Source organism: Cytobacillus citreus (assembly GCF_018343665.1).
Classification (GTDB): domain Bacteria; phylum Bacillota; class Bacilli; order Bacillales; family Cytobacillaceae; genus Cytobacillus; species Cytobacillus citreus.
This window is the reverse complement of sequence record NZ_JAGYPM010000002.1, coordinates 222,707-248,365: the sequence shown is the minus strand read 5'-3', so window position 1 is coordinate 248,365 and position 25,659 is coordinate 222,707. Positions and strand designations below refer to the sequence as shown.

At 39.7% G+C, this 25,659-nt stretch carries 25 protein-coding genes; 5 read left to right on the top strand and 20 right to left on the bottom strand.

Going from position 1 to position 25,659, the window contains the following annotated elements; all coding sequences use genetic code 11:
* Positions 1-166 precede the first annotated feature (166 nt).
* Together lipL and pta are read right to left on the bottom strand one after the other, a co-directional pair.
* Positions 167-1,003, bottom strand: a complete 837-nt coding sequence (lipL, locus tag KHA94_RS07445; protein ID WP_213101526.1) for an octanoyl-[GcvH]:protein N-octanoyltransferase — start codon at positions 1,001-1,003, stop codon at positions 167-169.
* 260 nt (positions 1,004-1,263) lie between these two features.
* The gene (gene pta, locus KHA94_RS07440) at positions 1,264-2,241 is read right to left on the bottom strand and encodes a phosphate acetyltransferase (protein WP_213101525.1); all 978 of its coding nucleotides are present in this window, start codon (positions 2,239-2,241) and stop codon (positions 1,264-1,266) included.
* Positions 2,242-2,712: 471 nt separating this feature from the next.
* Between pta and hemQ the strand changes: the two genes are divergently transcribed.
* Both hemQ and gerQ read left to right on the top strand, forming a co-directional pair.
* On the top strand, positions 2,713-3,459 hold the full coding sequence (gene hemQ / locus KHA94_RS07435; RefSeq protein WP_213101524.1) for a hydrogen peroxide-dependent heme synthase: 747 nt from the start codon (positions 2,713-2,715) through the stop codon (positions 3,457-3,459).
* A 583-nt stretch (positions 3,460-4,042) separates the two neighbouring features.
* Positions 4,043-4,516 (top strand): spore coat protein GerQ, encoded by a 474-nt coding sequence (gene gerQ, locus KHA94_RS07430; RefSeq protein WP_213101523.1) that lies wholly within the window; start codon positions 4,043-4,045, stop codon positions 4,514-4,516.
* A 130-nt stretch (positions 4,517-4,646) separates the two neighbouring features.
* Here the strand turns inward: gerQ and KHA94_RS07425 are convergent, their stop codons facing one another.
* The 13 genes from KHA94_RS07425 to fdhD all read right to left on the bottom strand — a co-directional run bounded on the left by KHA94_RS07425 (position 4,647) and on the right by fdhD (position 17,484).
* Entirely contained in the window at positions 4,647-5,018 is a 372-nt protein-coding gene (locus KHA94_RS07425) for a DUF423 domain-containing protein (protein WP_213101522.1), read from the bottom strand.
* A gap of 48 nt (positions 5,019-5,066) precedes the next feature.
* Complete coding sequence (locus KHA94_RS07420; protein ID WP_249365397.1) at positions 5,067-5,360, bottom strand: YwdI family protein; 294 nt, start codon at positions 5,358-5,360, stop codon at positions 5,067-5,069.
* Positions 5,361-5,669: 309 nt separating this feature from the next.
* Positions 5,670-6,689 (bottom strand): MoeB/ThiF family adenylyltransferase, encoded by a 1,020-nt coding sequence (locus KHA94_RS07415; protein ID WP_213101521.1) that lies wholly within the window; start codon positions 6,687-6,689, stop codon positions 5,670-5,672.
* An 18-nt stretch (positions 6,690-6,707) separates the two neighbouring features.
* Entirely contained in the window at positions 6,708-6,941 is a 234-nt protein-coding gene (gene moaD / locus KHA94_RS07410) for a molybdopterin converting factor subunit 1 (RefSeq protein WP_213101520.1), read from the bottom strand.
* On the bottom strand, positions 6,934-7,401 hold the full coding sequence (locus KHA94_RS07405; RefSeq protein WP_213101519.1) for a molybdenum cofactor biosynthesis protein MoaE: 468 nt from the start codon (positions 7,399-7,401) through the stop codon (positions 6,934-6,936). The genes moaD and KHA94_RS07405 overlap by 8 nt, the downstream gene beginning before the upstream one ends.
* 28 nt (positions 7,402-7,429) lie before the next feature.
* Entirely contained in the window at positions 7,430-9,367 is a 1,938-nt protein-coding gene (locus tag KHA94_RS07400) for a molybdopterin biosynthesis protein (RefSeq protein WP_213101518.1), read from the bottom strand.
* 12 nt (positions 9,368-9,379) lie between these two features.
* A complete protein-coding gene (locus KHA94_RS07395) occupies positions 9,380-10,609 on the bottom strand; it encodes a molybdopterin molybdotransferase MoeA (protein ID WP_213101517.1) in 1,230 nt (409 codons plus the stop codon).
* Between the two features lie 38 nt (positions 10,610-10,647).
* On the bottom strand, positions 10,648-11,250 hold the full coding sequence (gene mobA, locus KHA94_RS07390; RefSeq protein WP_213101516.1) for a molybdenum cofactor guanylyltransferase: 603 nt from the start codon (positions 11,248-11,250) through the stop codon (positions 10,648-10,650).
* Between the two features lie 19 nt (positions 11,251-11,269).
* Complete coding sequence (locus tag KHA94_RS07385; RefSeq protein ID WP_213101515.1) at positions 11,270-12,067, bottom strand: formate dehydrogenase accessory protein FdhE; 798 nt, start codon at positions 12,065-12,067, stop codon at positions 11,270-11,272.
* Between the two features lie 155 nt (positions 12,068-12,222).
* A complete protein-coding gene (locus KHA94_RS07380) occupies positions 12,223-12,894 on the bottom strand; it encodes a formate dehydrogenase subunit gamma (protein WP_213101514.1) in 672 nt (223 codons plus the stop codon).
* Positions 12,887-13,705 (bottom strand): 4Fe-4S dicluster domain-containing protein, encoded by an 819-nt coding sequence (locus tag KHA94_RS07375; RefSeq protein WP_213101513.1) that lies wholly within the window; start codon positions 13,703-13,705, stop codon positions 12,887-12,889. Before KHA94_RS07375 ends, KHA94_RS07380 begins: the two co-directional genes overlap by 8 nt.
* Positions 13,705-16,677 carry a formate dehydrogenase-N subunit alpha gene (fdnG, locus tag KHA94_RS07370; protein ID WP_213101512.1) on the bottom strand — a complete coding sequence of 991 codons (2,973 nt, stop codon included), beginning with the start codon at positions 16,675-16,677 and terminating at the stop codon, positions 13,705-13,707. Before fdnG ends, KHA94_RS07375 begins: the two co-directional genes overlap by 1 nt.
* A gap of 60 nt (positions 16,678-16,737) precedes the next feature.
* A complete protein-coding gene (fdhD, locus tag KHA94_RS07365) occupies positions 16,738-17,484 on the bottom strand; it encodes a formate dehydrogenase accessory sulfurtransferase FdhD (protein WP_213101511.1) in 747 nt (248 codons plus the stop codon).
* A 405-nt stretch (positions 17,485-17,889) separates the two neighbouring features.
* On the opposite strand from fdhD, the gene KHA94_RS07360 reads away from it, so the two are divergent.
* The gene (locus tag KHA94_RS07360) at positions 17,890-18,831 is read left to right on the top strand and encodes a c-type cytochrome (RefSeq protein ID WP_213101510.1); all 942 of its coding nucleotides are present in this window, start codon (positions 17,890-17,892) and stop codon (positions 18,829-18,831) included.
* A 363-nt stretch (positions 18,832-19,194) separates the two neighbouring features.
* Complete coding sequence (locus tag KHA94_RS07355; protein WP_057773185.1) at positions 19,195-19,884, top strand: response regulator transcription factor; 690 nt, start codon at positions 19,195-19,197, stop codon at positions 19,882-19,884.
* A 34-nt stretch (positions 19,885-19,918) separates the two neighbouring features.
* Here the strand turns inward: KHA94_RS07355 and KHA94_RS07350 are convergent, their stop codons facing one another.
* The 5 genes from KHA94_RS07350 to KHA94_RS07330 all read right to left on the bottom strand — a co-directional run bounded on the left by KHA94_RS07350 (position 19,919) and on the right by KHA94_RS07330 (position 24,649).
* Positions 19,919-20,644 carry an ABC transporter permease gene (locus tag KHA94_RS07350; RefSeq protein WP_213101509.1) on the bottom strand — a complete coding sequence of 242 codons (726 nt, stop codon included), beginning with the start codon at positions 20,642-20,644 and terminating at the stop codon, positions 19,919-19,921.
* A 1-nt stretch (position 20,645) separates the two neighbouring features.
* A complete protein-coding gene (locus tag KHA94_RS07345) occupies positions 20,646-21,356 on the bottom strand; it encodes an ABC transporter permease (RefSeq protein ID WP_213101508.1) in 711 nt (236 codons plus the stop codon).
* Complete coding sequence (locus KHA94_RS07340) at positions 21,356-22,270, bottom strand: ABC transporter ATP-binding protein (protein ID WP_213101507.1); 915 nt, start codon at positions 22,268-22,270, stop codon at positions 21,356-21,358. Before KHA94_RS07340 ends, KHA94_RS07345 begins: the two co-directional genes overlap by 1 nt.
* A gap of 352 nt (positions 22,271-22,622) precedes the next feature.
* Entirely contained in the window at positions 22,623-23,981 is a 1,359-nt protein-coding gene (locus KHA94_RS07335; protein WP_213101506.1) for a sensor histidine kinase, read from the bottom strand.
* A complete protein-coding gene (locus tag KHA94_RS07330; RefSeq protein WP_213101505.1) occupies positions 23,978-24,649 on the bottom strand; it encodes a response regulator transcription factor in 672 nt (223 codons plus the stop codon). The genes KHA94_RS07335 and KHA94_RS07330 overlap by 4 nt, the downstream gene beginning before the upstream one ends.
* 147 nt (positions 24,650-24,796) lie before the next feature.
* Between KHA94_RS07330 and pdxK the strand changes: the two genes are divergently transcribed.
* Entirely contained in the window at positions 24,797-25,624 is an 828-nt protein-coding gene (gene pdxK / locus KHA94_RS07325) for a pyridoxine/pyridoxal/pyridoxamine kinase (RefSeq protein WP_213101504.1), read from the top strand.
* Positions 25,625-25,659 lie beyond the last annotated feature (35 nt).

The following is a 25,659-nucleotide window of genomic DNA, read 5'->3' as shown; positions in this document are numbered from 1 at the left end:
GGCAACGTCGACATTAGTACGTCCTATACTTCGGAGCTAGCCATTTCTCTAACGCAAAAAATTCTAATTATTCTATAAATAAATCTTCCTATTTTGGGAGAAGGAGAAGGCAACCAACAAATCCTCGATAAAGAAAAGCCGTAAATCTTAGATTTACGGCTTTTCACTATTTCTCTTCACCTAGTATTTTTTCATTTCGTTCCATCACTCGGTTATAATAAGCCTCAAACAAAGAAGGCTCTTCCCCAGACAGCTCTCCTGAAAATAAGTGATTGCTTTTATTTTTTAAGGCTAGCAAGAAACGAAGCATTGCATCTTGAATCGTCAAGTCCGCCTGCAATAATTCAGATAAAGAGGCCATGACAGACGGCTTAATTTCTGGATATTGAAATTTTGTTACTTCGTTTTTTCTCGAAAGAGAATAGAAATGCTCAATCAGTTCTGCACGAGCACTTCCGCTGCCATTTACACAAAGATATATTTGCACGGCAACCCCATTTCGAATACGCCTTTGTGAAATACCCGCAAATTTCTTATCTTCAATACTTAGATCATAGCTTCCTGGACAATAAGAGCCTACAATCTCCTTCGCTTCTATTTCCTTATTAAAATCTGAAAACATTTCTTTAATAAGGTCCCACATCGCATCGTATCCACGATTAATATCGATGCCCTTTTCACTTTCAGGAAAAACAAGCGTAAGATTTAATACACCTTCATCCAATACAACCGCGAGTCCACCGGAATTTCTGACAATCACACGGTAGCCTTTCCCCTTTAAATACTCTATCCCTTCCTTAAGAAAAGGGAGCTTCGTATCCTGTATCCCTAATACAATGGTATCACGGTGAACCCAAGCTCGAGCTGTCGGTGGAGCCATGTTCGCCCCAACAGATCTACATAAGGTATCGTCCATCCCGAATGAATATAAAGCATTTAAATGAACGGCTAGGGCCGATTGATCGACAACTCTCCACCTGTCTTGCTGTAATAAATCACTCATTTTTGTACTCCTTTTATCTAAAAAGGAACAAATCCATCAAAAATGATCCTTTTTTATCTATTTTTTAATCTCATTATCATTCTGCATTTAAAATATCGGCTACTTTTCGCCATATATCGGTCACTTCACTAAATATATCGGTCAATTTTAGCCATATATCGGTCACTTTTTTATTATATCGGCCAGACCCCATTATAACAGCTAAAAAGGCAGAAAAAAAGAGACGGGCATGAAGCCCGGCTCTTTGAAACTGCTTGTCCTTAATGATTTAGCGCCTGTGCCGCCGTAATTAATGCCAATTTATAAACATCCTCTTCATTGCAGCCACGAGATAAATCATTCACAGGACGATTAAGTCCTTGTAAAATTGGACCAACTGCTTCAAAGTTACCTAGGCGCTGGGCAATTTTGTAGCCTATATTTCCGGCTTCAAGACTTGGAAAAATAAATACATTCGCATCTCCTTGCAGCGGCGAGTCTGGAGCTTTTTTCTTGGCAACAGACGGAACAAAAGCTGCATCAAACTGAAATTCTCCATCAAGGATTAAGAGTGGGTCGCGAATTTTTGCCTCTTCAACGGCCGCAATCACTTTTTCCGTTTCTGGCGATTTCGCAGACCCCTTCGTTGAAAAGCTGAGCATAGCTACACGCGGTTCCATATCAAACATTTTCGCTGTCTTTGCACTCTCAATCGCAATTTCGGCTAAATCTTGGCTGTTAGGGGAAATATTGATGGCACAGTCCGCAAAGACGTATTTTTCATCATCCCGAACCATGATAAACACACCAGAAGTTTTTCGGACTCCTTCCTTTGTTTTAATGATTTGTAGTGCTGGTCGAACTGTGTCAGCTGTAGAATGAGCTGCACCGCTAACAAGCCCATCTGCTTTATTTGTATAAACGAGCATCGTACCGAAATAGTTCTCAGCAAGGAGGATCCTGCGAGCCTCTTCTTCGGTAGCTTTCCCTTTCCGTCTTTCTATAAATGCCGCAACCAATTCATCCGCCATCGCATATTGGTTAGGATCATAGATTTCAGTCGTTTCCAGAGAAATGCCCATCTGATTAGCTTTTGACTCAATATCTTGAATATTTCCGATCAAGATTGGGGTAATAATTTTTTCAGCAGCTAGCCTTCCTGCTGCCCCTAATATTCGCTCGTCCATCCCTTCTGGAAATACTATCTTTACATTTTGACCATTTACTTTTTCTTTTAGCAATGTAAATAAATCACTCATTCGAATTCTCCTTTGGATGTAGGTATGTAGGTATCTATGTATTTTTGAATAATACTTGATGCTTGTTTTACTTCACCTATTTAGAATACCGTACACAATTGTAATTTCAAGATATTAAATACTGACCAGCATTCCAATAGAAATGTAGTTTTTTTAAATAATTTCTAGATATTTGACCATTTTTCTCCAAGTTTACAAATTTTAACATTTGCTACCTGTAACAAAATATCCACAATTAAACCATACTCTTTCGGCTTCCTTCCCTTTTTCAAGTTTTATTAACATGTTAATTGGAGAAACTATGGTATAGTTATGGTGTGAAAATTAAAAGTAAGAATAACTTTTTTTGAGTTAGAGAAATGTCTAACTCCACAAGGAAAGCTCCTTCGATTGATTTTCGCAGGAATAATTATCCTTTGAATGTCCTCAAGGCGCTTTCGCATTTCTTAATACATATTAGGAGTGATCGTAATGAGTGAAGCAGCAAAAACACTTGAAGGCTGGTATAGTTTACACGACTTCCGCGCAATTGATTGGACGTCTTGGAAGATGTTATCAAGTGATGAACGCCAAACGGCTATTCATGAGTTCCTATCCCTTGTTGACAAGTGGAACAGAACTCAAAGTGAGAAAAATGGCAGCCACGCATTATATTCAATCGTTGGCCAAAAAGCTGATTTTATGATGATGATCTTAAGACCGACATTAGAGGAAATTAATGAAATTGAAAATGAATTCAATAAGACAAAGTTAGCAGAATATACAGTACCTGTTTATTCCTATGTGTCAGTCGTTGAATTAAGCAATTATTTACCTTCCGATCAGGATCCATATCAAAGCCCTGAAATCCTTGCTCGGCTTTACCCAATATTGCCTAAAGCGAAGCATGTATGCTTCTATCCAATGGATAAACGCCGTCAAGGCAATGATAACTGGTATATGCTTCCGATGGAGGACCGTCGTGACATGATGCGCAGCCATGGTATGATTGGCCGACAATACGCAGGCAAAGTAAAGCAAATTATTACTGGTTCTGTTGGCTTCGATGATTACGAATGGGGCGTTACTTTATTCTCTGACGATTCTCTTCAATTTAAAAAGCTTGTATACGAAATGCGCTTTGATGAAGTAAGTGCACGTTATGGCGAATTCGGCTCATTCTTCATTGGAAATCTTCTTGAGGAAGATCGAGTAGGCAAGCTGCTGCATGTAAATTAATCTCTTAAACTCCCAGCTCTGTCTGGGAGTTTTTTTATTGTATAGGAAATTATAATTTTCGCTATCTGTTGATAACTTGAGATATAGTTTATCTACGTTCAGCTCCAGCGCCTACCTCCTCGAGGTCACAAGCCAATCCTCCCAGAAAGGTAAAGAACACCTTTCCGTGAGGCTCGTCTTGTGCTTGTCGGAGGTGAGCAAGGCGCTTGCGCATTTGTTCCTAAGAAATTAACGAATGATCCCCCTTTTTGATCCTTAACCTCTACAATATCTCTCCTAAAATAAGCGATAAATTAGAGCATTTACCCGCAATAAATATTGGAATAAAAAAAACGGCCAATACATACCTATGAATTAGTGAGTGTTTATCCTTACCTTTTCAATGTTATTGATTTTTCTCAAGGTATCGCAAGGAAATCTTTCAATCGTTATTTAAGATTCGGACCCTTTTGAGAAAATATGATTAAACTCCACTTTTTTGTTTTAAAGCTGCTTTGAGAATTAAATAAGCAAAACGTTGCTCCACTTGCACTACTATATCGTTCAGCTTTAGTGGCCGCGAGCTCCACTCTATGGGTTTGGAATGATTTTGATTTTTGGGAGGGAAAAAAGAGTGAGTCAATCTAATTTTAATCCGTACACAACTATACCATATTATGGGTATCAGCAGCCATTTGCAGGTGCTTCTGCACAAAGGACTACGCCGTATGGAGTCCCGCCTACGTCAATGCCAATGCAACCTGTACCAACTACAGGATCGCAAGTCACTGGCATGCTTCCAATTGAACAGTCATACATTGAAAACATTTTGCGTTTGAACAAAGGGAAGCTTGTAACTGTCTATGCTACCTTCGAAGACAAGCAACAAAAAAAATTTGAAGGTATTATAGAAGCAGCCGGCAGAGACCACCTCATAATAAGTGATCCGCAAACAGGTGTGAGATACTTAATCCCAATGGTTTATTTGGATTATGTGGTATTTAGTGAGCCAATCGAATACGAATTTCCTGGAATTACCCCACCATCTGGTATGCTATCGCAATATAGCCCACGATAATACTTAGATTTTTTAGCGAAAGCCTTAGCTATTATTTATGCGAATAATAAAACCAGTATCTACATTGAAAAGAAAATATATGTTCAACCCCAAAAAGAAGCTTTGACACAATGGTCAAAGCTTCTTTTTGTTATAGATACTTAACAGCAGCAATAATCAGCAGCACCCAAGCTACTAAAAAGGAAACTCCGCCAAACGGAGTGATCGCACCCAGTATACCTACTTTTGTGAGCGTTAATACATATAAGCTTCCAGAGAAAAGGATAATACCAATTAACATCATCCATCCAGACCAAGATAATAAGGAACTGTCCGGCAATTTGCCAAGCAATACCCCTATCACCAATAAGCCTGTTGCATGGAACATTTGATACTGTACACCTGTTTGCCAAATTTCCATATACTTTGGTTCTACCATTTTTTCAAGTCCGTGAGCACCGAATGCTCCTAGTGCCACTGATAAGAAAGCATTCAATGCCCCTAGAATAATAAATAACTTCATTTCATCTTCCCTCGCATCTCAAAAAATATAGTTCAAACTTATTTGATTTTAAAAATCAAATAATGAATCCCCGTTTGCCTCATCCTCCATTTCCAATCTCTTTGTCTGTTGAATACTAGCTGGTTGTACTGGTTGGACCTGTTGGACGGCTGGGGGCATATATGCAGTTGGTGTTGAAGAGATTCCCTTTGTTGTCTCAGGCTCATCAAGAATGAGTTCACATAGTGATTTCATAGCTTGGACTCTTTCCCTCATCCTGGCAGTTGTTGAACTATCCTTCGCTTCCATTAATTCCTTCTCAATCTTTCCAAGCAATTGCTGAACGGAAATATTCAACATCATCACCTCTTACGATTCTAATACTTATTATATTCAAAGAGCTTTCTTTTCAAAACGTAAGCAATGCTTGCCAGAAGCTCGCATTACCTCTACTGAAGGCAGATTGTTCAATCTACATTATACATGAAACCATATGGATTTTCGATTACACTGCTTTCTCTTGCCCTTTAATAGTCAAAAAATGTCTGTTTCACGTGAAACGTGTCGATTTTTGTAAAATCCTCATTAAACCTAAATGATTTCAACAATATACATGTTTTTTCTAGTTAATCAAAAAAAGTCCCAACCAAAAGGTCAGGACTTTTTCTCCTATTATCCTAGCAATCGATGGTATATGGTTTTTGCTTGTGCTAAATCTTTTGTACCATGGATCAATGCTCGTCCATCTTTAAAAATAACAAGCCGCTGTTCGCCCATTTCAACAGAGATCAAGTAAGGGTTCCCTTTGACAGTATATCCAAGAGATGTTAACTGTCGAGACAAATCTCCTAAATGAAGATCTTGCTGCATTGGCGGGCGAATCTGTACGGTATCTCTTCCGCAAAGGACGGTTGATTTCATCATATTTTCGCTGTCGAGATATGGATACGTTCGATTTATTCCGCATGACAGACAGCCTTCATCCTTTGCCTTCGAAACTTTCATACTCGTATATTGATTTCTCCATAAATCGAAGCTTACAAAAGAAGATCGAACAGCATCCCAGTCTTCCACAAGCATTTTTAAAGCTTCGGCGGTTTGATGTGAAATAACCATTTGCACGGTCGGGGCAATGATCCCTCCTGTATCACAGGTCATTCCTTGAATGGGCATTTTTTTAAGTAAACAATTTAAGCAAGGTGTCTTCCCTGGAACAATGGAGAGGCTCATGCCAAAGCTGCCGACGCACGCTCCAAATATCCATGGGATCTTATACTTCTGAGAAATATCATTAATGGCCATTCTCGTTTCAAAATTATCCGTTGCATCTATTATTAAATCTACACCTTGAACGAGCTCCTCAAGTTTTAATGCAGTAGCATCCGTAATAACCGCTTGAATGTCTACATCTGAATTAATCATTCGTAATCTGCTGGCCGCCGCTGCTGCCTTAGGGAGCTTCTTTTCTACATCCTGCTCCGTATAAAGCTGCTGACGCTGGAGATTACTTGCTTCCACATAATCGCGATCAACAATTGTTAGCTTACCTATGCCAGCTCTTGTTAAAATTTCTGCGTTGCCAGAACCTAAAGCTCCAGCCCCAATCATTAAAACATGCTTTGAACGGATTTTCTCTTGTCCATCTTTTCCTATGGAAGGAAAAAGTGTTTGCCGGGAATACCTTTCATCCATGATCAAAACTCCCCTCGATTAACCTCCGCTAACAGGAGGAATAAAGGCTACAGCATCCCCATCATGAATAACTTCCTCATTTGAAGCAAATTCCTCATTAATTGCTGTCATGACATGTTCAAGATTCACTGCTTCATATTTATCAGATATAAGCTGTTTAAGCTCAGCGACTGTTTTACCGCTAGCATCTAGCTGAACAGAGTCTCTTCCTACCGCATCACGTAAATGAGCAAAAAATAAGATATTATTCATTTAAGTCCTTCTCCTCCGGTTTTCCTTTTGGATATGCAACTGTTTCAAGTTGGTTTCCGATCCATTCTTCCCCATCTTCCCAATGCTCTTTTTTCCAAATTGGGACGATTTCCTTAATACGCTCGATCGCATATCGATTTGCTTCATACGCATCCGCTCGATGAGGTGTGGAAACAGCAATAACGACTGCGATATCTGTAATATCCAGCCTCCCGACTCGATGAGTAATCGCAACGTCGGCACCACTCCATCGTTCCTTTATCTCCTGGCCAATTTGCTCAAGCTTTTTCACAGCCATTGATTCATAGGCTTCATAAACTAAGTATAAAGTTTTTTTCCCATGAGTTAGCTCACGAACGGTCCCGATAAAGGTTGTGATGGCGCCCGCTTCGCGCTGTACAACCTTATCAATGACCTCCTGAATGATAATAGGTTCCTTAGAAATCTCGTAGAAGTTCAATTGCTCACCCGTCCTTTCCTTTAAAAAATTATCCTTCACATTTGCTATTAAAATAAATCGGCTCTGGGTTCTTTTCTATCATATAACCGCCAATTCCTTCTACTTGCTCTATAAATCCCTCAGACTGAATAACTTCAATTAAACTTCTTCCTTGCGCACTTTCATAAAAATCTTTTGTCATCAGTAGATCATAATGCTCATCTGAGACTGGAATGAAATCAAGTCCCATTGATTTTGCTGCAGGATAGATACCAAGGCCAACAGTATCCTGATCCCCTTTCACCTCTGCAGCAACACTTAAATGAGAAAACATTTCGCGTTCATAGCCTATGATTTCTTCAACACTCATTTCACTTTCTCTTAACAGCATGTCGAAAAGGATTCTTGTACCCGCGCCTTTTTGTCGATTAACAAAATGGGCCTGCTTATTTCTAATATCAGTTATTGTTTTTATTTCAAGCGGATTGCCCTTCGGCAACAGCCAGCCTTGTTTTCGTTTTAAAAATGGATAAAGAACAACCTCTTTATCTGCTAAAAATCTTTGAATATAGGTTTTATTATATGTTTTCGATTCAGGGTCTAGCAGATGGATCCCAGCCACATGAGCTTCAGCCTTCTTAATAGCCATCATTCCTGCTAGACTTCCAACATGGGAAGACATAATGCTAGCGCTTCTATTCCTTTTTTTCATTTCAGAGGATAATAGATCAATTGTTAAATCATGACTTCCGATAAATACAATGGTATTTTTAATCTCTTCCAAAGGCTTTAGCAATTCAACCTCAGCATATTCTCCCTGTTCATAGCCAAGGCTCGTCGGAGGAATCACAAGCAGCCCGTCAGCACGGACAAGCGACATAGTCACACCTGCGGCCCGTGAAAGCGGGTTGGCAATAAATTCTCCAGCAACAAAGCCAATATTCATACGAATAAAATCTTCAGCGCCCATCGTCCCTACGATTCGGCGTCCTAGCTTCACCTTTAGCTTCAGCCTTTTTGGTTCCGAAACTTGCAAAAACTCACAAATCAATGGTCTTACGAACCATTCCAACGCTAAATAGGCGGATACTGAATATCCCGGGATACCAATGATGATCGTTTCGTTAATCTTTCCAATAATCACAGGCTTACCTGGCCGAGTTGCTACCCCGTGAGTAAAGACCTCTCCCAGCTCTTCAATCATATGGACTGTATAATCCTTTGAGCCAGCTGAGGATCCTGCATTAATCACGACGATATCAGCTTGCTCCGAGGCTTTCAAAAGAGTCGCTTTTATTTGCTCAGGCTCATCCTTCACAATGGCATTTAGTTGAGAGGCTCCACCCCATTCAGATATATAATTCACGATAACAGTTCCATTAAATTCAATTAATTTACCAGGGGCAATGTCATCACCTGGATTCATAAGCTCGTTTCCAGTTGGAATAATTGTAACTGAAGGCTTTTTTATCACTGGGATGGTTAATGTACGTGATGCAAGAAGCACTCCGATATCAACTGGACGAATGATATGCCCCTGCGGAAAAAGCATTTCTTCCTGCACGATGTCTTCCCCAATTGGACGAATATGCTGCCATGGTGAAGCGGGCTCAATGATTTCGACCGTCTCTTCATTAAGCTCCTCTACGTGTTCAATCATAATAACTGCATCAAATGACGAGGGTACTTGATTCCCTGTATCCACATAGATAAAATCTTCATTACGTTTTAACTGAATCGGATTTTGCTCATGAGCTGAATAGGTTTGTTCAGCGACTACAGCAATCCCATCCATTGCTGATGCATGATAATGAGGCATTGAACTTTTTGCAAAAACCGGCTCAGCCAAAACTCTTCCTATAGATTTTGTTGATTCAAGCCACTCTACTTCCCTTTTTGGCCTAAAATGTTTAATCATCTCATTTTTTGCCTCAAGTCGTGGCTTGTCCTCCAAATATATTTTTCTTCTATAATGATTTGTTGTCATTGGTCCTACCCCTTATTGAAATATTCTTACCGGAACGAGTTCCCCCTTTTGAACTCCTTCTTTCGGAGCCTCAATTTCAATCATCCCCTCACTTTGTACGAGAGTGGAAATGAGGCCAGATTTTCCAAATATCGGTTCAGCATACCATTGTCCTTCCTCTTCAAAAAGCCGGACTCTTATAAAGTCTGTTCTTCCAGGAGAAGACGGAATATTTTTTGTTACCTTTGCAAAGGTTAGCTGCTTTTCTTGAGACTTTAAGCCCTGCAGCTGTTCTAAAATGACTTTTCCAAACAGATGAAAAATAATGACCGCTGAAGCCGGGTGACCCGGAAGACCAATGACAGGCTTTTTATCTGCTAATGCCAATATAGTAGGCTTACCAGGCTTTATCGCCACACCATGGACGAACACACCAGGCTCACCAAGTGATTGAATGACATCTACAGAATAGTCCTTTGTTCCAACTGAACTGCCTCCAGAGATGACTAAACAATCTGTTTTGGCTAATAATTCTTCTGCTACCTTCTTATACTCTTCTCGATTATCCGGTACGATTCCTCCGTATAGGAAGGTGAACCCCCATCCATTCACAAGTGCCCCAATCGTCATGCTGTTCATATCCCTTATCTGACCTGGTGCAAGCTTGTCAGTGTCGATTGGGACAATTTCATCTCCTGATGATAGATATCCAATAACCGGCTTTCTAACAACAACTACCTCTGTAATCCCTTGTGAAGCGAGTGCGCCTAATTCTTGTGAGCGAAGCATCGTACCCTTTTTCAATAAAAGTTCACCTTGCCGCATATCTTCTCCAACAGAAATGACATTTTCTCCTGGAGCTGCTTGTCTGTATATATTAAGCAGACCGCTCAAATCCTCACAGTGTTCAATCATTACGACTGCGTCACTTCCCTCTGGCAGCATCCCGCCTGTCGGAACATACATAGCCTCAGAAGCTTGAATGGCTTGATGTGGGGCCTGACCCATCTTTACCTCTCCAACGAGAGTAAGAAATCCTGGCATGCTTTCAGAGGAACCGAATGTATCCTTTGCCTTTACCGCATACCCATCAACCGATGAGCGGCGAAAATCTGGAACATTTTCCTTTGCGTAAATATCTTCAGCTAAAACGAAATGAAGCGCTTCAAAAAGAGGCTTTGTTATATATTCAGTCAACGGATTAATCTGATCACTTATTAACTTGAATGTTTCTTCAACCGATTTAACCTGAAAAAATTTCATTTTTAATCTCTGCTTTCTTTTTTTATCATAGGCTGGTTTTATTCCAAATGATCGTTTTCTATTTTTAAAGCCTCTTCGAATTCCACTGGATGATTCATATTAAATAAGTGACGTTCCCTATAATGGAATTCAGCCTCTTGAAGATCAGCTTCCGTGACGATCTTTGTATTTACCTTAGCTAAAAACTGTCGTATTCGCAGCTCCTGATTCTGTAAAGAACCATTCAATTCCGTAAGAGCATCTTTGCGATACGCTGCAAATAAAGGATGAAGCTGTCCGGAGATGTTCGGTACAGCTGCCTGGTAATCTTTTAAAAAGTCGAGCAAAATCGTGCCTAATTCTGATGATATAAACGGCATATCACAGGCAACCACTAGATTATTATCAGTATGAGAGGCATCCAATCCTGCATGTATTCCTGCAAGGGGGCCCATCCCCTTCCATTGATCGTGCACCATCGGGTAACCGAGATATTGATACTCTTCAAATGTATTTGTCACAATGATAATTTCAGAGACTGCCTTTTTAAGTTCTGCAGCAATTTTTTCAATAACCGTTTTATCATCTATTTTCAATAGGGCTTTATTTGTTCCCATCCTGCTCGATTTGCCGCCTGCCATTATGATTCCCGTTGTCCGCATATTATCACCTGCCTGAAAATTAATGAGCTCCCGAAACTTGTGGAATACCAAAACCCTTCTCTTGAGCTATATAATCAAGGTGAATACTTTTTACATCTAATAAAGTTGGAGATTCCTTTTTGAACATTTGTCTCACATCGATAACTTTAGTATACCCTTTACACTTGTTGCACGCATGGATTTCTGCACTTTCTTCCTCTTCGATTTTGATTATGACAAGTTCTCCTTCTGTTCCACAGTGGGCACAGCTAATTTTCTTTTCTTCCCAAGAATGGAGGCAGCGAGGACATGTCATTTCCTTCTTGCCCGATTTATCAATTATGGCAAAACGAGCAGGTTCACCACAGGAAGGACAGCCTTGATTATGATCCGATTTTTTCAATTTATCTTTTAATTTTTCTGCTGATTTTTGTAAATAAGGGCGAACAGCGTGCTCTGCTGCAAACATAGGAAGCCATTCTGGTAGATCATTTTCTTCAGCAAATTTCTTAAAATAAATATCATTTACAACAATTGCTTCTTTAAACCATCGTTGAAGCACATCGTCATTTAAAAGTGAAATTGTTTTATCTGCTGAAACTTTCAGCTCTGATTTATTGCGACATATTAATGCGAACAACTCTTCAATAAAGGTTCGGTATTGATGGAAGTCAATAGCGAGTTCCAGCTGTGAGAGGTATGGAGCTTTCATTTCCTTTATTTTTTCGATTCCATTAATGATGATATCGGAACATTGCTCACTCCATTTATCATTTAACGCCTGAATATCTTTTTGCAGCTTTTCATACTCTGAATCAAGCACATTTATTTTTGCCATAAAAAACACCGCTTTCGGTTTTATTTAACTAATGCAAATAGAGGAAAGGCTACCCTTCATTCAGGGTAGCTCTTTCGCATATTAACGGGCAGTCAGACCCCTACTGATGGAAGTTTCACTTTATTCCAAATGTCAAAAGCCTTTCGGCGTTCACATTAAGCTTGTTTCCTTTGTTGCTTTTCCTCTTGTAATTCATCATACCAACGTCCATGATGGTCTTTTGCATACTCTTCTGTAACATCCCCTTTTGTGATACCTCTCATAGAAGGGCGAGCAGTTACTAGAGACATATAAATATGACCAACAGCGACAGCTACAGCTAGGCCGAGGCCGATATTATGGATTGGGTATGCCCACCATACAACTACAGATGGGAAAAAGGCTGGAAACCACATAACTAAACCTGAACTAATTAGCATGAGTGTTGTTACAATCATTAACCAAGAATTCACTTTTTCTCCAGCGTTAAAGAAGTCTTGTTTTGGAACCTTCGCTTTTAGTCCGAAGAACTCTCTTAGAAATTGTGGAAAAAACATTAAATCATGCTTTTTCCAAGAGAATATATTTTTCATCCAATTTTTAAAGCCTTTGAAATCAAAAATGATCATGATGAATAGTGGTAACATAAATGCCACCGCAGCGATTCTGTGTATTAAGCGAGCACCAGCCGGTCCACCAAAAACAGGATATAGCCAGTCAAAAAACTCCGTGTACATTGGAAGGGCCGAAATATATAGAGTAAAAAATGCGCCTGCATTTACCCAGTGAGCTATGATAAAACCTTTATTGAATCGTTTAATCGTTTTTGGGGTTTTTCCATTACTCATGATCCTGGCCTCCTTCATGTTCACCTTTTCCTTTATTAATCGCAGTAGAAATCGCTGCACCAATAACTGCCATCGTCGTTGCACCTAGCATCATTTTCCCAAGTGGCTGTGCATAATCCTTCCAAACAATTTGGGAAAGAGCAACCTTTGGATCTTCTGGTAGGCCATAAACAGTTGGCTTATCAGCAAGAAGATAGACTGTCGTTGTACCTTTAATCCCTGAAGGATTGTAAATATTTGCATTAGGGAAACGTTCTTTAATTTTTGCTAAACGCTTCTCAGCTTCCGCTAACACTTTATCCTTGTCATCATAAACTAAGCAGTTTGTGTGGCAAGATGTTACACATGCAGGTCTTAGTCCTTCTTCTAAGCGGCCTGTGCAAAGATCACATTTTTGTGCTTTACGGTACTCTTTGCCTTTCTTATCTACATAAGTTGCCAGTTGGATCACACCAAATTGACAGTTATTCACACAATATCCACAGCCTACACATTTATCGGCATCGACAACAACAGAACCGAATTTTGTATGGCTAATCGCTGTCTCTGGGCATGCTTTTTCACAGAAAGCTTCTCCGCAGTGATGGCAAGACTTATGTCTAAACAACCATTCAAAATTACCGTTTGCCGTTACTTGTTCGTCATAGGTAATGACATTCCAAGTATTTGCTGTTAGTGTATTATGAGATTGAATACTGCCTGTGAACTCCTCTGGTTCAGCAGGGAGGTCATTCCAGTTTTTACACGCCACCATACATGCACGGCATCCGTCACATTTCGTCACATCAACAAATTTAATATAATCCGCCATTATTTCGCCCTCCTAATATCACAAAGGAACGCCTTAAATTCAGGAATTGTTGTGTTAGCATCTCCAATGTTTGGAGTTAAGACGTTGGCAGTTGCACCTGTTGCAATCCCGTTATAACCGAAATGCCACGGCATACCAATATGGTGAACGGTTTTATCTTTTAGCTTATAAGGCTTAAAGCGTTTTGTGATCAATGCATATGCTTCAATTTCACCACGGGCTGACGAAACAATTATTCTATCTTTATAGGCAATACCCTTTTCTTTTGCAAGCTCTTCACTAATTTCAATATACATATGCGGAACAAGCTCAGCCAACCAAGGAACATTTCGAGTCATACTCCCTGATTGCCAATGCTCAGATACACGGTAAGTCGTTGCAACAATTGGATATTTTGAAACATCGCCTTTAGCATTTGTTGCTTTTTCACCGAACTGAACAGCTGGGTTTAATTGAACGCTAGAGAACGCATTAGAAATTGGATTTTCATACGGCTCGTAATGCTCTGGGAATGGTCCCTCGTTAATGCCCGCGAACAATGCTCCTTTACCGCCTGCAATCATAATAAATGGATCTATGAATGTTGGATCATCCGGTCCTTTTGTTGCTGCGAAATCCGGAATGTCATTTCCTTTCCATTTTCCTTCGACTGAATTCCATACTATCCCTACTCGATCTTTACTCCATGCTTTTCCATTCAAGTCTGAACTTGCACGGTTATATAAAATACGGCGATTTGCTGGCCAAGCATAAGACCAGTTCAAGAAATTACTCATGCCCTCATTCGTGTTATCCCGGCGCTTTGCCAGATTCTCATTTTCAGGATAGAAGCCACAATAAATCCAACAGCCGCTGCTCGTTGATCCATCATCCTTTAAATCTCCAAAGCTTTTAATCTGCTGTTTTGTTTTCATATCATAACCATTTATTTCACGACAAACTAAGTCGATATCTGGATGATCGGATTCACCATAATTCCAAGTCAAAGCTTTCAATGACATATCAGAAGGATTTGGACTGTTTTTGTACAGCTCTTTAAGACGACGTGCTAACATATGGACTATTTCTAAGTCGGCTTTTGACTCACCTTTTGGTTTAATTGCCTGCCAGCGATACTGCATCCAGCGCCCAGAATTAGTTACTGAGCCTTCCTTTTCATAAGATGAGCATGCTGGAAGGAAAATAACTTCCGTTTGAACTGATGCTGGATCAGATCCTGCTTCTTTTTTCCAGAATGAAGATGTTTCTGTTTCAAATAAGTCAATCGACACCATCCATTTTAAATTGGCAAGTGATTTAATGGATTGGCTTGCATGCGGTCCCCCTACTACCGGGTTGGCACCGAACATCATTAATCCTTCGAACTCTTTACGGTACATGGCATCAAATAATCGAATATAAGAATAATCTTTGCCAGCACCTAGCTTCGGCATAAAATGATACCCAAATTCATTTTGCTTTGTAGCATTGTCACCGTAGAATGATTTCAACATACTCGTATAGAATTTCGGCTTATTTGTCAAATAACCAGACTTTGGTGTAATGCGATCAAGGAATCCTTGGTACGTTACATCAGCGTCAGTCGGCACTTCCATATAGCCTGGAACGTTATGGTAAAGTAGACCAAAATCTGTTGAGCCTTGAACATTTGATTCCCCGCGAAGCGCATTAACACCGCCCCCGGCAATCCCTATATTCCCCAACAACAGTTGGAGAATAGCGTAAGAACGAATATTTTGTGTACCAACTGTATGCTGAGTGCCACCCATCGCATACAGAATTGTACCTGCCTTTCCTACTTCTCCTGTTGAAGCATATGCTTTACAAATTTCTTTATAAGTTTCTTTGTCAGTGCCTGTTACACCAACAACTGTATCAATATCATAGCGAGAATAGTGCTTTTTCATAAGCTGGAAGACACAACGAGGATCTTTTAATGTTGGATCCTTGATAATTTTATCTTCCTTGTCCTTTTTAAAGCCCCATTGCTTTTTATCGTATTTTCTTGTTTTCTCATCATATCCGTTGAAAATACCATCCTTAAATGAATACTGATCATCAACGATATAAGAGGCATTTGTATAGGCTGATACATATTCTTTATGATAGAGCTCATTTTCGAGAATATAGTTTATCATCCCGCCAATGAAGGCGATATCAGTTCCAGAGCGGAGCTGAGCATAGGTATTAGCCATCTGCGATGTTCTAGTATAGCGTGGATCAACTGAGATTAGTTTTGCGCCCTTTTCAATAGCCTTAGAAATCCATCTAAAGCTGATCGGGTGATTCTCAGCAGGGTTCGCACCGATGACCATTAGTACATCAGCATACTGAAGATCATTCCAGTGATTTGTCATTGCGCCACGACCGAATGAAGGTGCCAGACCGGCAACCGTTGAACTATGTCATATTCGGGCCTGGTGCTCGATATAAGTTAACCCTAGACCGGCACGAAATAATTTATGCAATAAATGACATTCTTCATTATCAAGAGCGGCTCCGCCTAAATAGGCAATTGCGTCTGTTCTATTCACGATCACGCCATTTTCCTTATGAACAAATGTACGGTCACGCGTTTCTTTAATATTTTGAGCAACTTTATCAAGTGCCCAGTCCCAGTCTACCTCTTTCCATTTATTACTTCCCGGAGCACGGTACATTGGTTTTGTAATCCGTTTTTCAGACGTATAAACTTGACGTACTGTTGTTCCTTTACTACATAAGGTCCCTTCATTGATCGGATGATCCGGGTCTCCTTCTGAATAAATAACATCGTTATCTTTCGAGTAAACGAGTATTCCACATCCTACTGAGCAATATGGACAAATAGTAGATGTTGGTTTTAATTCTGCAATTTTAAAATCTTTGGACTTTGCTCTTGCTTTCTTATCGTCAAAGCCTAGTTCAACAACAGCAATCGTAGCCGCTACAGCACCAGACAATTTTAAGAACTGCCTTCTAGTAAAATCCATGCCTTCTCCCCCTTTTTACATATATAGGATCTATTTAAACCAAATAATATGGGTAAACCCCTAAGCTCTTTCTTCAAGGTCATTGATGACCCTTCCAAATGAAGTATAAGGAATAGCCATTCTTCCCCTTAAATAACCAACCACTTCGACATTTAAAAATTTGGCTAATTGAATAGCTTGTTTTGTTGCTGCTGTCCGTGAGCCGATAACAGCAAATCCAAACTTTGCTGCTTTAGAAAGCATTTCATAGGAAACGCGTCCTGTTGTCAAAAGAAGCAACTCCTTTGGATTACAGCCTGTCCGGATGGCATGACCAATAATTTTGTCCACAGCGTTATGTCTGCCTATATCCTCTCGAACAGTTATTTCACCATTTGCATGAACAATACACGCACCGTGCATGCCTCCTGTTTCCGCATACAATGGAGAGTTTTTGGCAAATTCGCTTCGCTTCTTCAATATATAGCTTAATAGATAGGTATTTTCTGACTGTACTTTAGTAAACGTTTTCACATCCGTCATCGAGAAAAATGTGACTCCTCTTCCACAGCCAGCTGTATAATGCTTCTTCTTCGAAAACATTATTTCTGGATCAAAACCATCCTTAAAGGAGACTTCAAGTATTCCTGTCGTTTCATCATAATGAATGGACTTTATATCCTCTCGACTAGCAATCATACCTTCTGAAAACAAATATCCGTATGCCCAATCTTCTAAATCGTGATTCGTTAGCTGAAAAACAGCCATTTCATATCCATTGATTCTGAGAGTTATAGGAAACTCTTCTGGGCACCCCTTTTTATTCATTACTTTCTCTCCTTTATGAGGAATGCACCTCTTTGTATTCTAAGAAGGAATACTATATTATTCCGTGACTTAAGTCACAAAAAAGTAAGACTATTGGGTATTTATTATGTTGCTATAATGTAAATTATTTACTTGATCATAGTACGGTTTCATCTTAACTGCCCACGAATAAACAAACAGTAATATTTATCACATGTATATAGTGAAAATATTACTAACTTCAGATTGTTCACAATATGTTCATTTATAATTTGTGAATGATTTGTGTCTTCATAGAATGTTCAAATTTTCAGGACAGAGAAAATTAATCAAATCTTAATAATTCCCCCCTATACTGAAGGCGAAAATTAGTAATAGTTTTCAAACCCTTGAAATGACAATTTTCAAATAGGAAGGGAGATTACCATGAACAAATTATTTCTATCATCTGTTATTGGAATTGCCACACTATTAGTTGTAGGATTTTCCATAACTTATTTAGTTGTAAAAGCTTCAGATAAAAATGTAGCAGTAGATTCACAGATAAATAACGAAGACAGCCAAGATCCGTCAGAAGAAGTGGCTAAGCATCCATATGCTCCTCCAAGTCTTGACGATGTTCCTGAAGGAGAAGAAGGAGAATTGATAAAGCTTGGCTACAAATACGCAACGGAAACTAGCACAGCATTAGATGGGTATGTTGGAAACACATTAAACTGCGCAAGCTGTCATGCTGATGGGGGATATGGAGGCTCTCTGGACCTAGTAGGTATTTCAAAAACCCATCCACAATATAATCCTAGGGCCGGTAAAGAGGTTACACTTGAAGATCGAATTAATGGCTGCTTTAAAAGGAGCATGAATGGGAAACCTCTTCCGAAGGATTCACAAGAAATGAAAGCGATGGTTGCTTTCTACGATTACATCTCACAAAATGTCCCTGATGGAACAACCGAAAGGCCTTGGGCAAAATTAAAAAAATCTGAAGCAGATATTGAGAATGTTGATATTGAAAACGGAAGGGAAATATACAATAAAGCCTGTATCTCATGCCACGGCGAAAATGGCGGCCAAGGAACTTCATTAGCCCTCTGGGGAGATGATTCATATAATATCGGAGCTGGAATGGCCAGATTAAGAACGTCAGCTGGGTTCATTCAAGAATATATGCCAAAAACGGAGGTAGGCGGATATGCACCAGGCTCACTCACAGATGAAGAAGCAATGAATCTTGCTGCATATATTAATTCACAAATGCGCCCAGACTTCCCTGATAAAATTTATGATTGGCCAAATGGCGATGCCCCAGATGATGCAGCATACGAAACACTTGCAGGGAAAAAGACTGATAACGCTGAAAAGAAATAAGAAAAGCGCAAGCGCCTTCGGAACAATCAAAGAACAGATTGTTCCTGCGATGTCTATTCGTGAAGCTTTCCTTTATGCTCACCCCCGACAAGCATAAGACAGGCCGACAGGAAGGTTGTTCTTTAACCTTCTTGGCGGACTGGCTTATGACCTCGAGGGGGTAGGCGCTGGAGCTAGACAATTCTCTAACTCGAGAAAAGTTATACTTTCTTATCTTTAAGTAAAAAGGATATGTTTAACTAGAGCCCGGTTTTATCCGGGTTTTTGCATTTTAGTTTCAGGATATAACCCAAACAAGGAAGTATTTTCTATATAATAGAAATGATTGATCTTAAAAAATCTACAAAGGAATGTGATCTTTTGATGGAAAAGCTTAGAGGAAAAACGGTCCTTATCGTAGAGGACGAGGAACGGATCAGAAGATTAATAAAAATGGCTTTAACAAAAATTGGATTTGAGGTTTTAGAAGCAGCAGATGGATTTGAGGCAAAGGAACAATATTTAAAATACGACCCTTGCTTTATCATTTTAGATATTATGCTTCCTGGTATAAACGGCAAAGAGATTTGCTCCTGGCTTCGTCAAGATTTAAAAAGCAATGTACCTATTATTATGCTCTCCGCCATCCATACTGAAAAGGACAAAGTGGAAGGATTGAAATTAGGTGCGGATGATTATATGGCAAAACCTTTCAGTCTTGACGAATTAACAGCAAGAGTCGAAACAGTATTAAGAAGAACGGCGAACAGATGTAGCAAAATAAGCTATCGAGGATTGACTCTAAAGCCGATTGTCGGTATGGCCAAATTCGAGGATGCTGTACTTGATTTAACCCTTTTTGAATACAAATTGCTTTATCAATTTATGACTCATCCTGATCAAGTATTCTCAAGAGAACAATTGATCACACTCGTTTATAAAAACGAAGAAAAATTGATTAATGAACGAACCGTTGATGTTCATATTAAAAATTTGCGCGAGAAAATTGCCCAATATTCAGAGTATCCCTTTATCCAAACGGTCAGAGGCATTGGGTACAAGTTTACGACATAAATAAAGAAAACATCCTCCAAAAAGTAGAAGGATGCTAAATTTCTTTCCTTTGAAAATAGGTGAAGCCTGATAGAAAAAACAGAACTAGACTTCCGAGAATAACAATCATCAGAGTTTCCATTGGCACATTCAATGCACCGAAGCTTTCCTCCGTTGTTGGCATCATAGCTAAAAAAGGCTGTGCCCACGGATAGTAAGGTCCAAATTGCTCTGAATTCACAACCAAAATATTGGGCAGTGTAAAAACGACATTGATCGCAAGAGGGGCAGCAAAGCTCGACCAAGCAACGGAGACAAATAGCTGCAGTGCTACAAGAGGAAGACTTGCAATCCAGCCCCCAATTGCACTTGTTAAGATCATTTTCCAAGGCAATGCCCCCTCGAATCCTTTTAGCTGCCCGACAAGTACTAACCCTCCGGCAAACAAAACCTGTGTGATGGCAAGTAAGCTGATCACAATAAGGAATTTCGCGATATAAACATTGCTGCGTGAAACTGGCATAGCTAGAAGCTGCTTCCAACCGCCTCCAAGATGTTCATAACGACAAACAAATGCTGAAAAAACACCGGTTAACAAAGGGAAAAATAATAACGCATGTAAAAAAGACATGGCACTTAAGGTTATCTCCCATTTATAAGGGGTATCTTCAACCGATTGCCCTAAGCCCGCTAAAGTGGCTAACACCGGGCTAATAAATATTAACAGCCATATAGATGATTTCCTTAGCTTTAAAAATTCTGATCGCAACACTTTCCCCATGCTATTGCACATCCTTTCTGCCAAAATCAATACTGCCCATTAAGTAGATAATTAGCCCTAAGCCCAATCCAGCAAATACTGAATAAATCGGGTCACCCCAGCCATTTTCCAAAGATGGCCATTTCCAAGGGAACCAATCTGGGAAGTTAAAGGACATCATCGATAAAATCGTGCCAACAATTCCTACGACCAATGGAATGGCTTGGTTTTTCATTGTAATGGACAACCACATATGGAAAGCAACGAAGGGCATGGCCGCCAAATAAGGGAAGTAAGCCATTTTTAGCAGGGAAAGAAAAGGAATCTCCGTCCCGAATTTCAGAATAATACCTAAAATAATGATTCCTATGAAGAGCAGCGTGCTTGATGCAAAAAGTAAAACGGCCGCTAAAGCAAATTTACCTGTAAAAACTCTTAGCTTCGATATAGGCAAAGCTAACAGCTGCTTCCACGAATTCGTTTGATGTTCGATGCCGGCAATCATCGATGCAATGATCGTTAATCCGAGCATGAGAGCTGGAATGGCTAAATAACGAGCCTCACCAATTAGCCCTCCCCACAAATCGTCTGCATAGAGCTTCGTTAAATAGTCGTAGCGAAGACCAAAGTTGACTGCTTCTAATGCCACGACTCCAAAAGGCCCAAGGAAAATTAAAAACCAGATCATTTTTCGTTTTATTTTTATCAAATCGGAAGCGAAGGTCTTTAACATTAAAGACTCCCCTCCCCGCTTGTTAACTCTAGGAAAATATCTTCCAATGATTTTTTCTCCTCCTGAACTCGAAATACGGAGAAACGGTTATGAATAAGCTCCTCAACAACAGTGGAGATAGCTTCATCTGAGGAATGCGGCAAATAGATCTGCTTATTCTCCATCTCTGCTTGGATGCCTTTTGAAAGAAGCATTCTCCATGCTTGTTCAGTTTCATTCACTTTAATAGCAATTTTGCTTTTCGACCTTTGCCTTAAAGTTTCAATGGAATCTTGAAAAATCATTTTCCCCTTTGTAATAATTCCTACCTGGGTCGCCATTTGATCCATTTCGGAAAGTAAATGGCTCGAAACTAGAATCGTAATGCCATGTTCCTTAGGCATGCTTTTAATCAATTCTCTAATTTCAAGAATACCTGATGGATCAAGGCCATTTGTCGGCTCATCTAAAATCAGCAATTCCGGTTTTCCTAATAATGCTGCCGCAATCCCTAATCTTTGCTTCATTCCGAGGGAAAAGCCTTTAACTGGTCTCTTTGCATCATTAGACAATCTGACAATAGAAAGAACTTCATCTATCCTTGATTTCGGAGCGTCCAGTAAAATACGAATCGCTTCTAGGTTCTCATACGCCGTTAAATGGCCATAATAGGAAGGATATTCGACTAATGAACCCACTTTCTTTAATACTGTAAGCTTTTCTTTTTTCATATCCTTTCCAAAAATTTGAATGGAACCATATGTAGGCTTCGCTAGTCCGAGAAGCATGCGGATCGTTGTCGTTTTTCCAGCTCCGTTCGGTCCTAGAAATCCGTAAATTTCACCCTTCTTAATTTGAAGGTTCACACTTTCCACTGCATACCGATTCTTAAATTTTTTCGTTAATTTATTTGTTTCAATAATAAATTCACTCATCCTTATCACCTCGATTACCATCATAACCAGCCTTGGTTAAAAAGAAGGGTGGATGAAGTTTAAAATTCGTTTAAAAAAGAGTCTATGTTAAACTTCCCTGTTGATTTCCGCTGCAGGCACTTAGCGATCACGGGCGGTCCGGAAGCCTCCTCGTCGCTATCGCTCCTGCGGGGTCTCCCTTTGACTCGCTTCTCCCGTAGGACATTGAATAATCTTCCCCGAATAACCACCGCACGAAGGAAATGCGAATGCATTTTCGAGGATCTCGCGCCTTCCGCTCCAATCAACAACAAAATAGCATTATCAACACTGAGCTTTAACACAGCCAAAAAAGAAAAAAAAGCCGACAGCGTCAGCTTTGTTCTTTCCTACTTATTCGAATAATGGTTCCGGTTTCTCCAGTTTGAATATCCCAATGGAGCTTCATATCTTTTAACATGAGAGAAACAATGGAGAGTCCAATTCCTGCTCCTTTTCCTGCCGATTTCCCGCTCATTCCTGGTCCGTGGTCGGCAATAATGATTTGCTCCTGCACCACGTCTACCTTTACACCAATATACTTACCTTCCATTGCATGACGGTTGATATTTTGAAAAAAGTTATCGAGTATACGTTCCATCCATTGTGAATCGATGTCCCAACGAAAGGTTTTTTCTGGAAATTCAACATCCATCTGAAAGCCCCTATTTTCAAACACCGGATACCATGCCGCAAAGGAGGTCTTCACTAGCCGGACGATATCTGTTTTCTTCGGATTGTATGGATACTTTCCCGAAGTAAGTAAGGTATAGGAAAGTAGATTTTCTATTAATTGACCAAGATAATTTATTTTACTATCGATTAAATCGAGAGATTCCTTCCCCTTTTCACTTAACGCTTCTTTTTTCAAACTAAAAGCATGGCCTCTTATAGTCGTTAGCGGTGTTCTTAAATCATGTGATAAATTTGCAATTAGCTGTCTCCTTAGCGTCTCTTCTTCTTTTTCACGGAGACGGCTGCTTTCAAGCTGATGAATCATTTCATTAAATTCTATTTCCAATTGGCCAATTTCATCTTTTTTGAAAACACTAATTTGATCAGGAATACCGTTTTCCGCTGGACTTGACATGGCCTGCCTCAACCTCAATAAACGCTTCCTAATTCTAGAAAAGAATATCCATGAGATGAAAATAAAGATCGTTAATACGACCGCAACTGAAGGCATAATCCAATAATTATACTTATCAGCTAAACTATTCCCTGTTGTTTCCATTGCAGACCGAGGTACCTGCATAACCATAAAGCCTTCTTCTTTTTGCTCGCCAATTAATGCTACTACTGTAAAAGGGTCAACGCTTGACCCCCGGTTTTTTTTCATAAAATCTATAGTATGAGATGGTGACCATGACGACGGAACAGTTGCATTTTCCGGCAGCTTATATTTCGTTTGCCCTGTTTCATCCACCCAATACATTGTTGCTTCAGAATATTCTGTTTGAAGCTGCTTTAATCTTTCAGCTATTTGCTCGTCTGTAGCACCTGTTAAGCTTTGTGCTTCTGCTTGCCACATCGATTCTAAATCGATACCATTTTGATATTTATTCGGTTCCTCTGTACCACTAAATTGAGTGTAAAATAAAATTGAAATAAGGAAAAAGGAAATTGGCAAAATTATAATGGCTAGAAATATAATTAATAAATATTGGTTCAATAAAGAGTTTTTCAATTTCATTGCTTCACCCTGTAGCCAATTCCCCTAATGGTTTCGATTATTTCAGGAGTACCTGGGTTTATTTCTATTTTCTCACGGAGATAGCGAATATGAACCATCAGTGTTTTATCGCCTTCTAGATAAGGCTCACCCCATACTGACTCATAGATTTGTTCCTTCGTTAAAATTTGGTTCGGATGACGGAGGAAGTGCATGAATATCTGGTATTGCTTGCCCGTCAAAATAATTTCCTCTCCTGTACGCTGATCGATAAACGTATTTTCGGAAAGATTAACTTGAATATGACCAAGATGCAGCTCATTTGAAAGTGATAGACCTGATCTTCTAAGCAATACCTCAATCCTTGCAGCCAATTCGTCTGGATGGAAGGGTTTTGTTAAATAGTCATCAGCAAATTGTAACCCTTGCAGCTTATCATCTACAGCTGTACGGGCTGATAGCATTAGTATCGGGATTTGAGGCGCCTCCTTTTTTAACCGCTGACCTACTGTAAAGCCATCAAGGCCAGGAAGCATCACATCTAGTATGACAAGGTCATGATTAGCTACGATTTTTTCAGATCCATCACCTGATTTTAACCATTGAATCTCAAAACCTCTATGCTCTAAATCTTCCTTTACCCAGCTACCAATCTCTAAATCATCTTCTATGTATAGAATTCTCCTCATTTTTCATCACCTATCATTATCATAGAGAAAATCAACTGGAAATTAAAGAATCTTATTTTAAAGTTTCTCCCCAAAGTGATTATTGCTATAATTAGAAAAAGATTAACCTTATCTTTAGGAAGCAAAACTTCAGGGAGGAATTTGCACATGTCGTTGAAAAAAGTCTTAACAATCGCGGGCTCAGATACAAGCGGAGGAGCTGGAATTCAGGCTGACCTTAAAACATTCCAAGAGCTTGGCGTATATGGAATGACCGCACTAACTACAATCGTAACAATGGATCCGAAAAATAATTGGGGTCATAATGTATTTCCAATTGCCATCGATACACTAAAAGCTCAATTGGAAACCATTTTATCAACTGGCATTGATGCGATGAAAACAGGCATGCTAGGTTCCGTAGAAATTATTGAGCTTGCTGCAAAAACAATTGATGAAAATAAATTAGACCGTGTCGTCATTGACCCTGTTTTGGTTTGTAAAGGAGAGGATGAGGTCCTTCATCCTGAAACAGCAGATGCATTAAGAGAAATCCTTGTTCCTCGTGCAACTGTTGTCACACCAAACCTCTTTGAAGCTTGGCAATTAGCGAAAACAGGTCCAATTAAAACCGTTGATGATATGAAGGAAGCAGCTGTCAAAATTCATGAGCTTGGCGCAAAATATGTGTTAATAAAAGGCGGCAGCAAATTGGAGCATGAGAAAGCAGTTGACCTTCTATTCGATGGCAAGGAATTCAAGCTATACGAAAGCGAACGCGTTAATACAACTTATACACATGGTGCTGGCTGCACATACTCATCTGCCGTTACAGCAGAGCTTGCAAAAGGCAAATCTGTCGTGGAAGCTGTTCAAACCGCAAAAGAATTCATTACAGCTGCCATCAACCATGGCTTTAAATTAAACCAATTTGTTGGGCCGACTATGCATTGTGCTCACCGCAAATTTGGTGAGGGACGTTTGGAATCAGAATAAGTTACTTCATAATACGAATCTGCGATAAATCTATG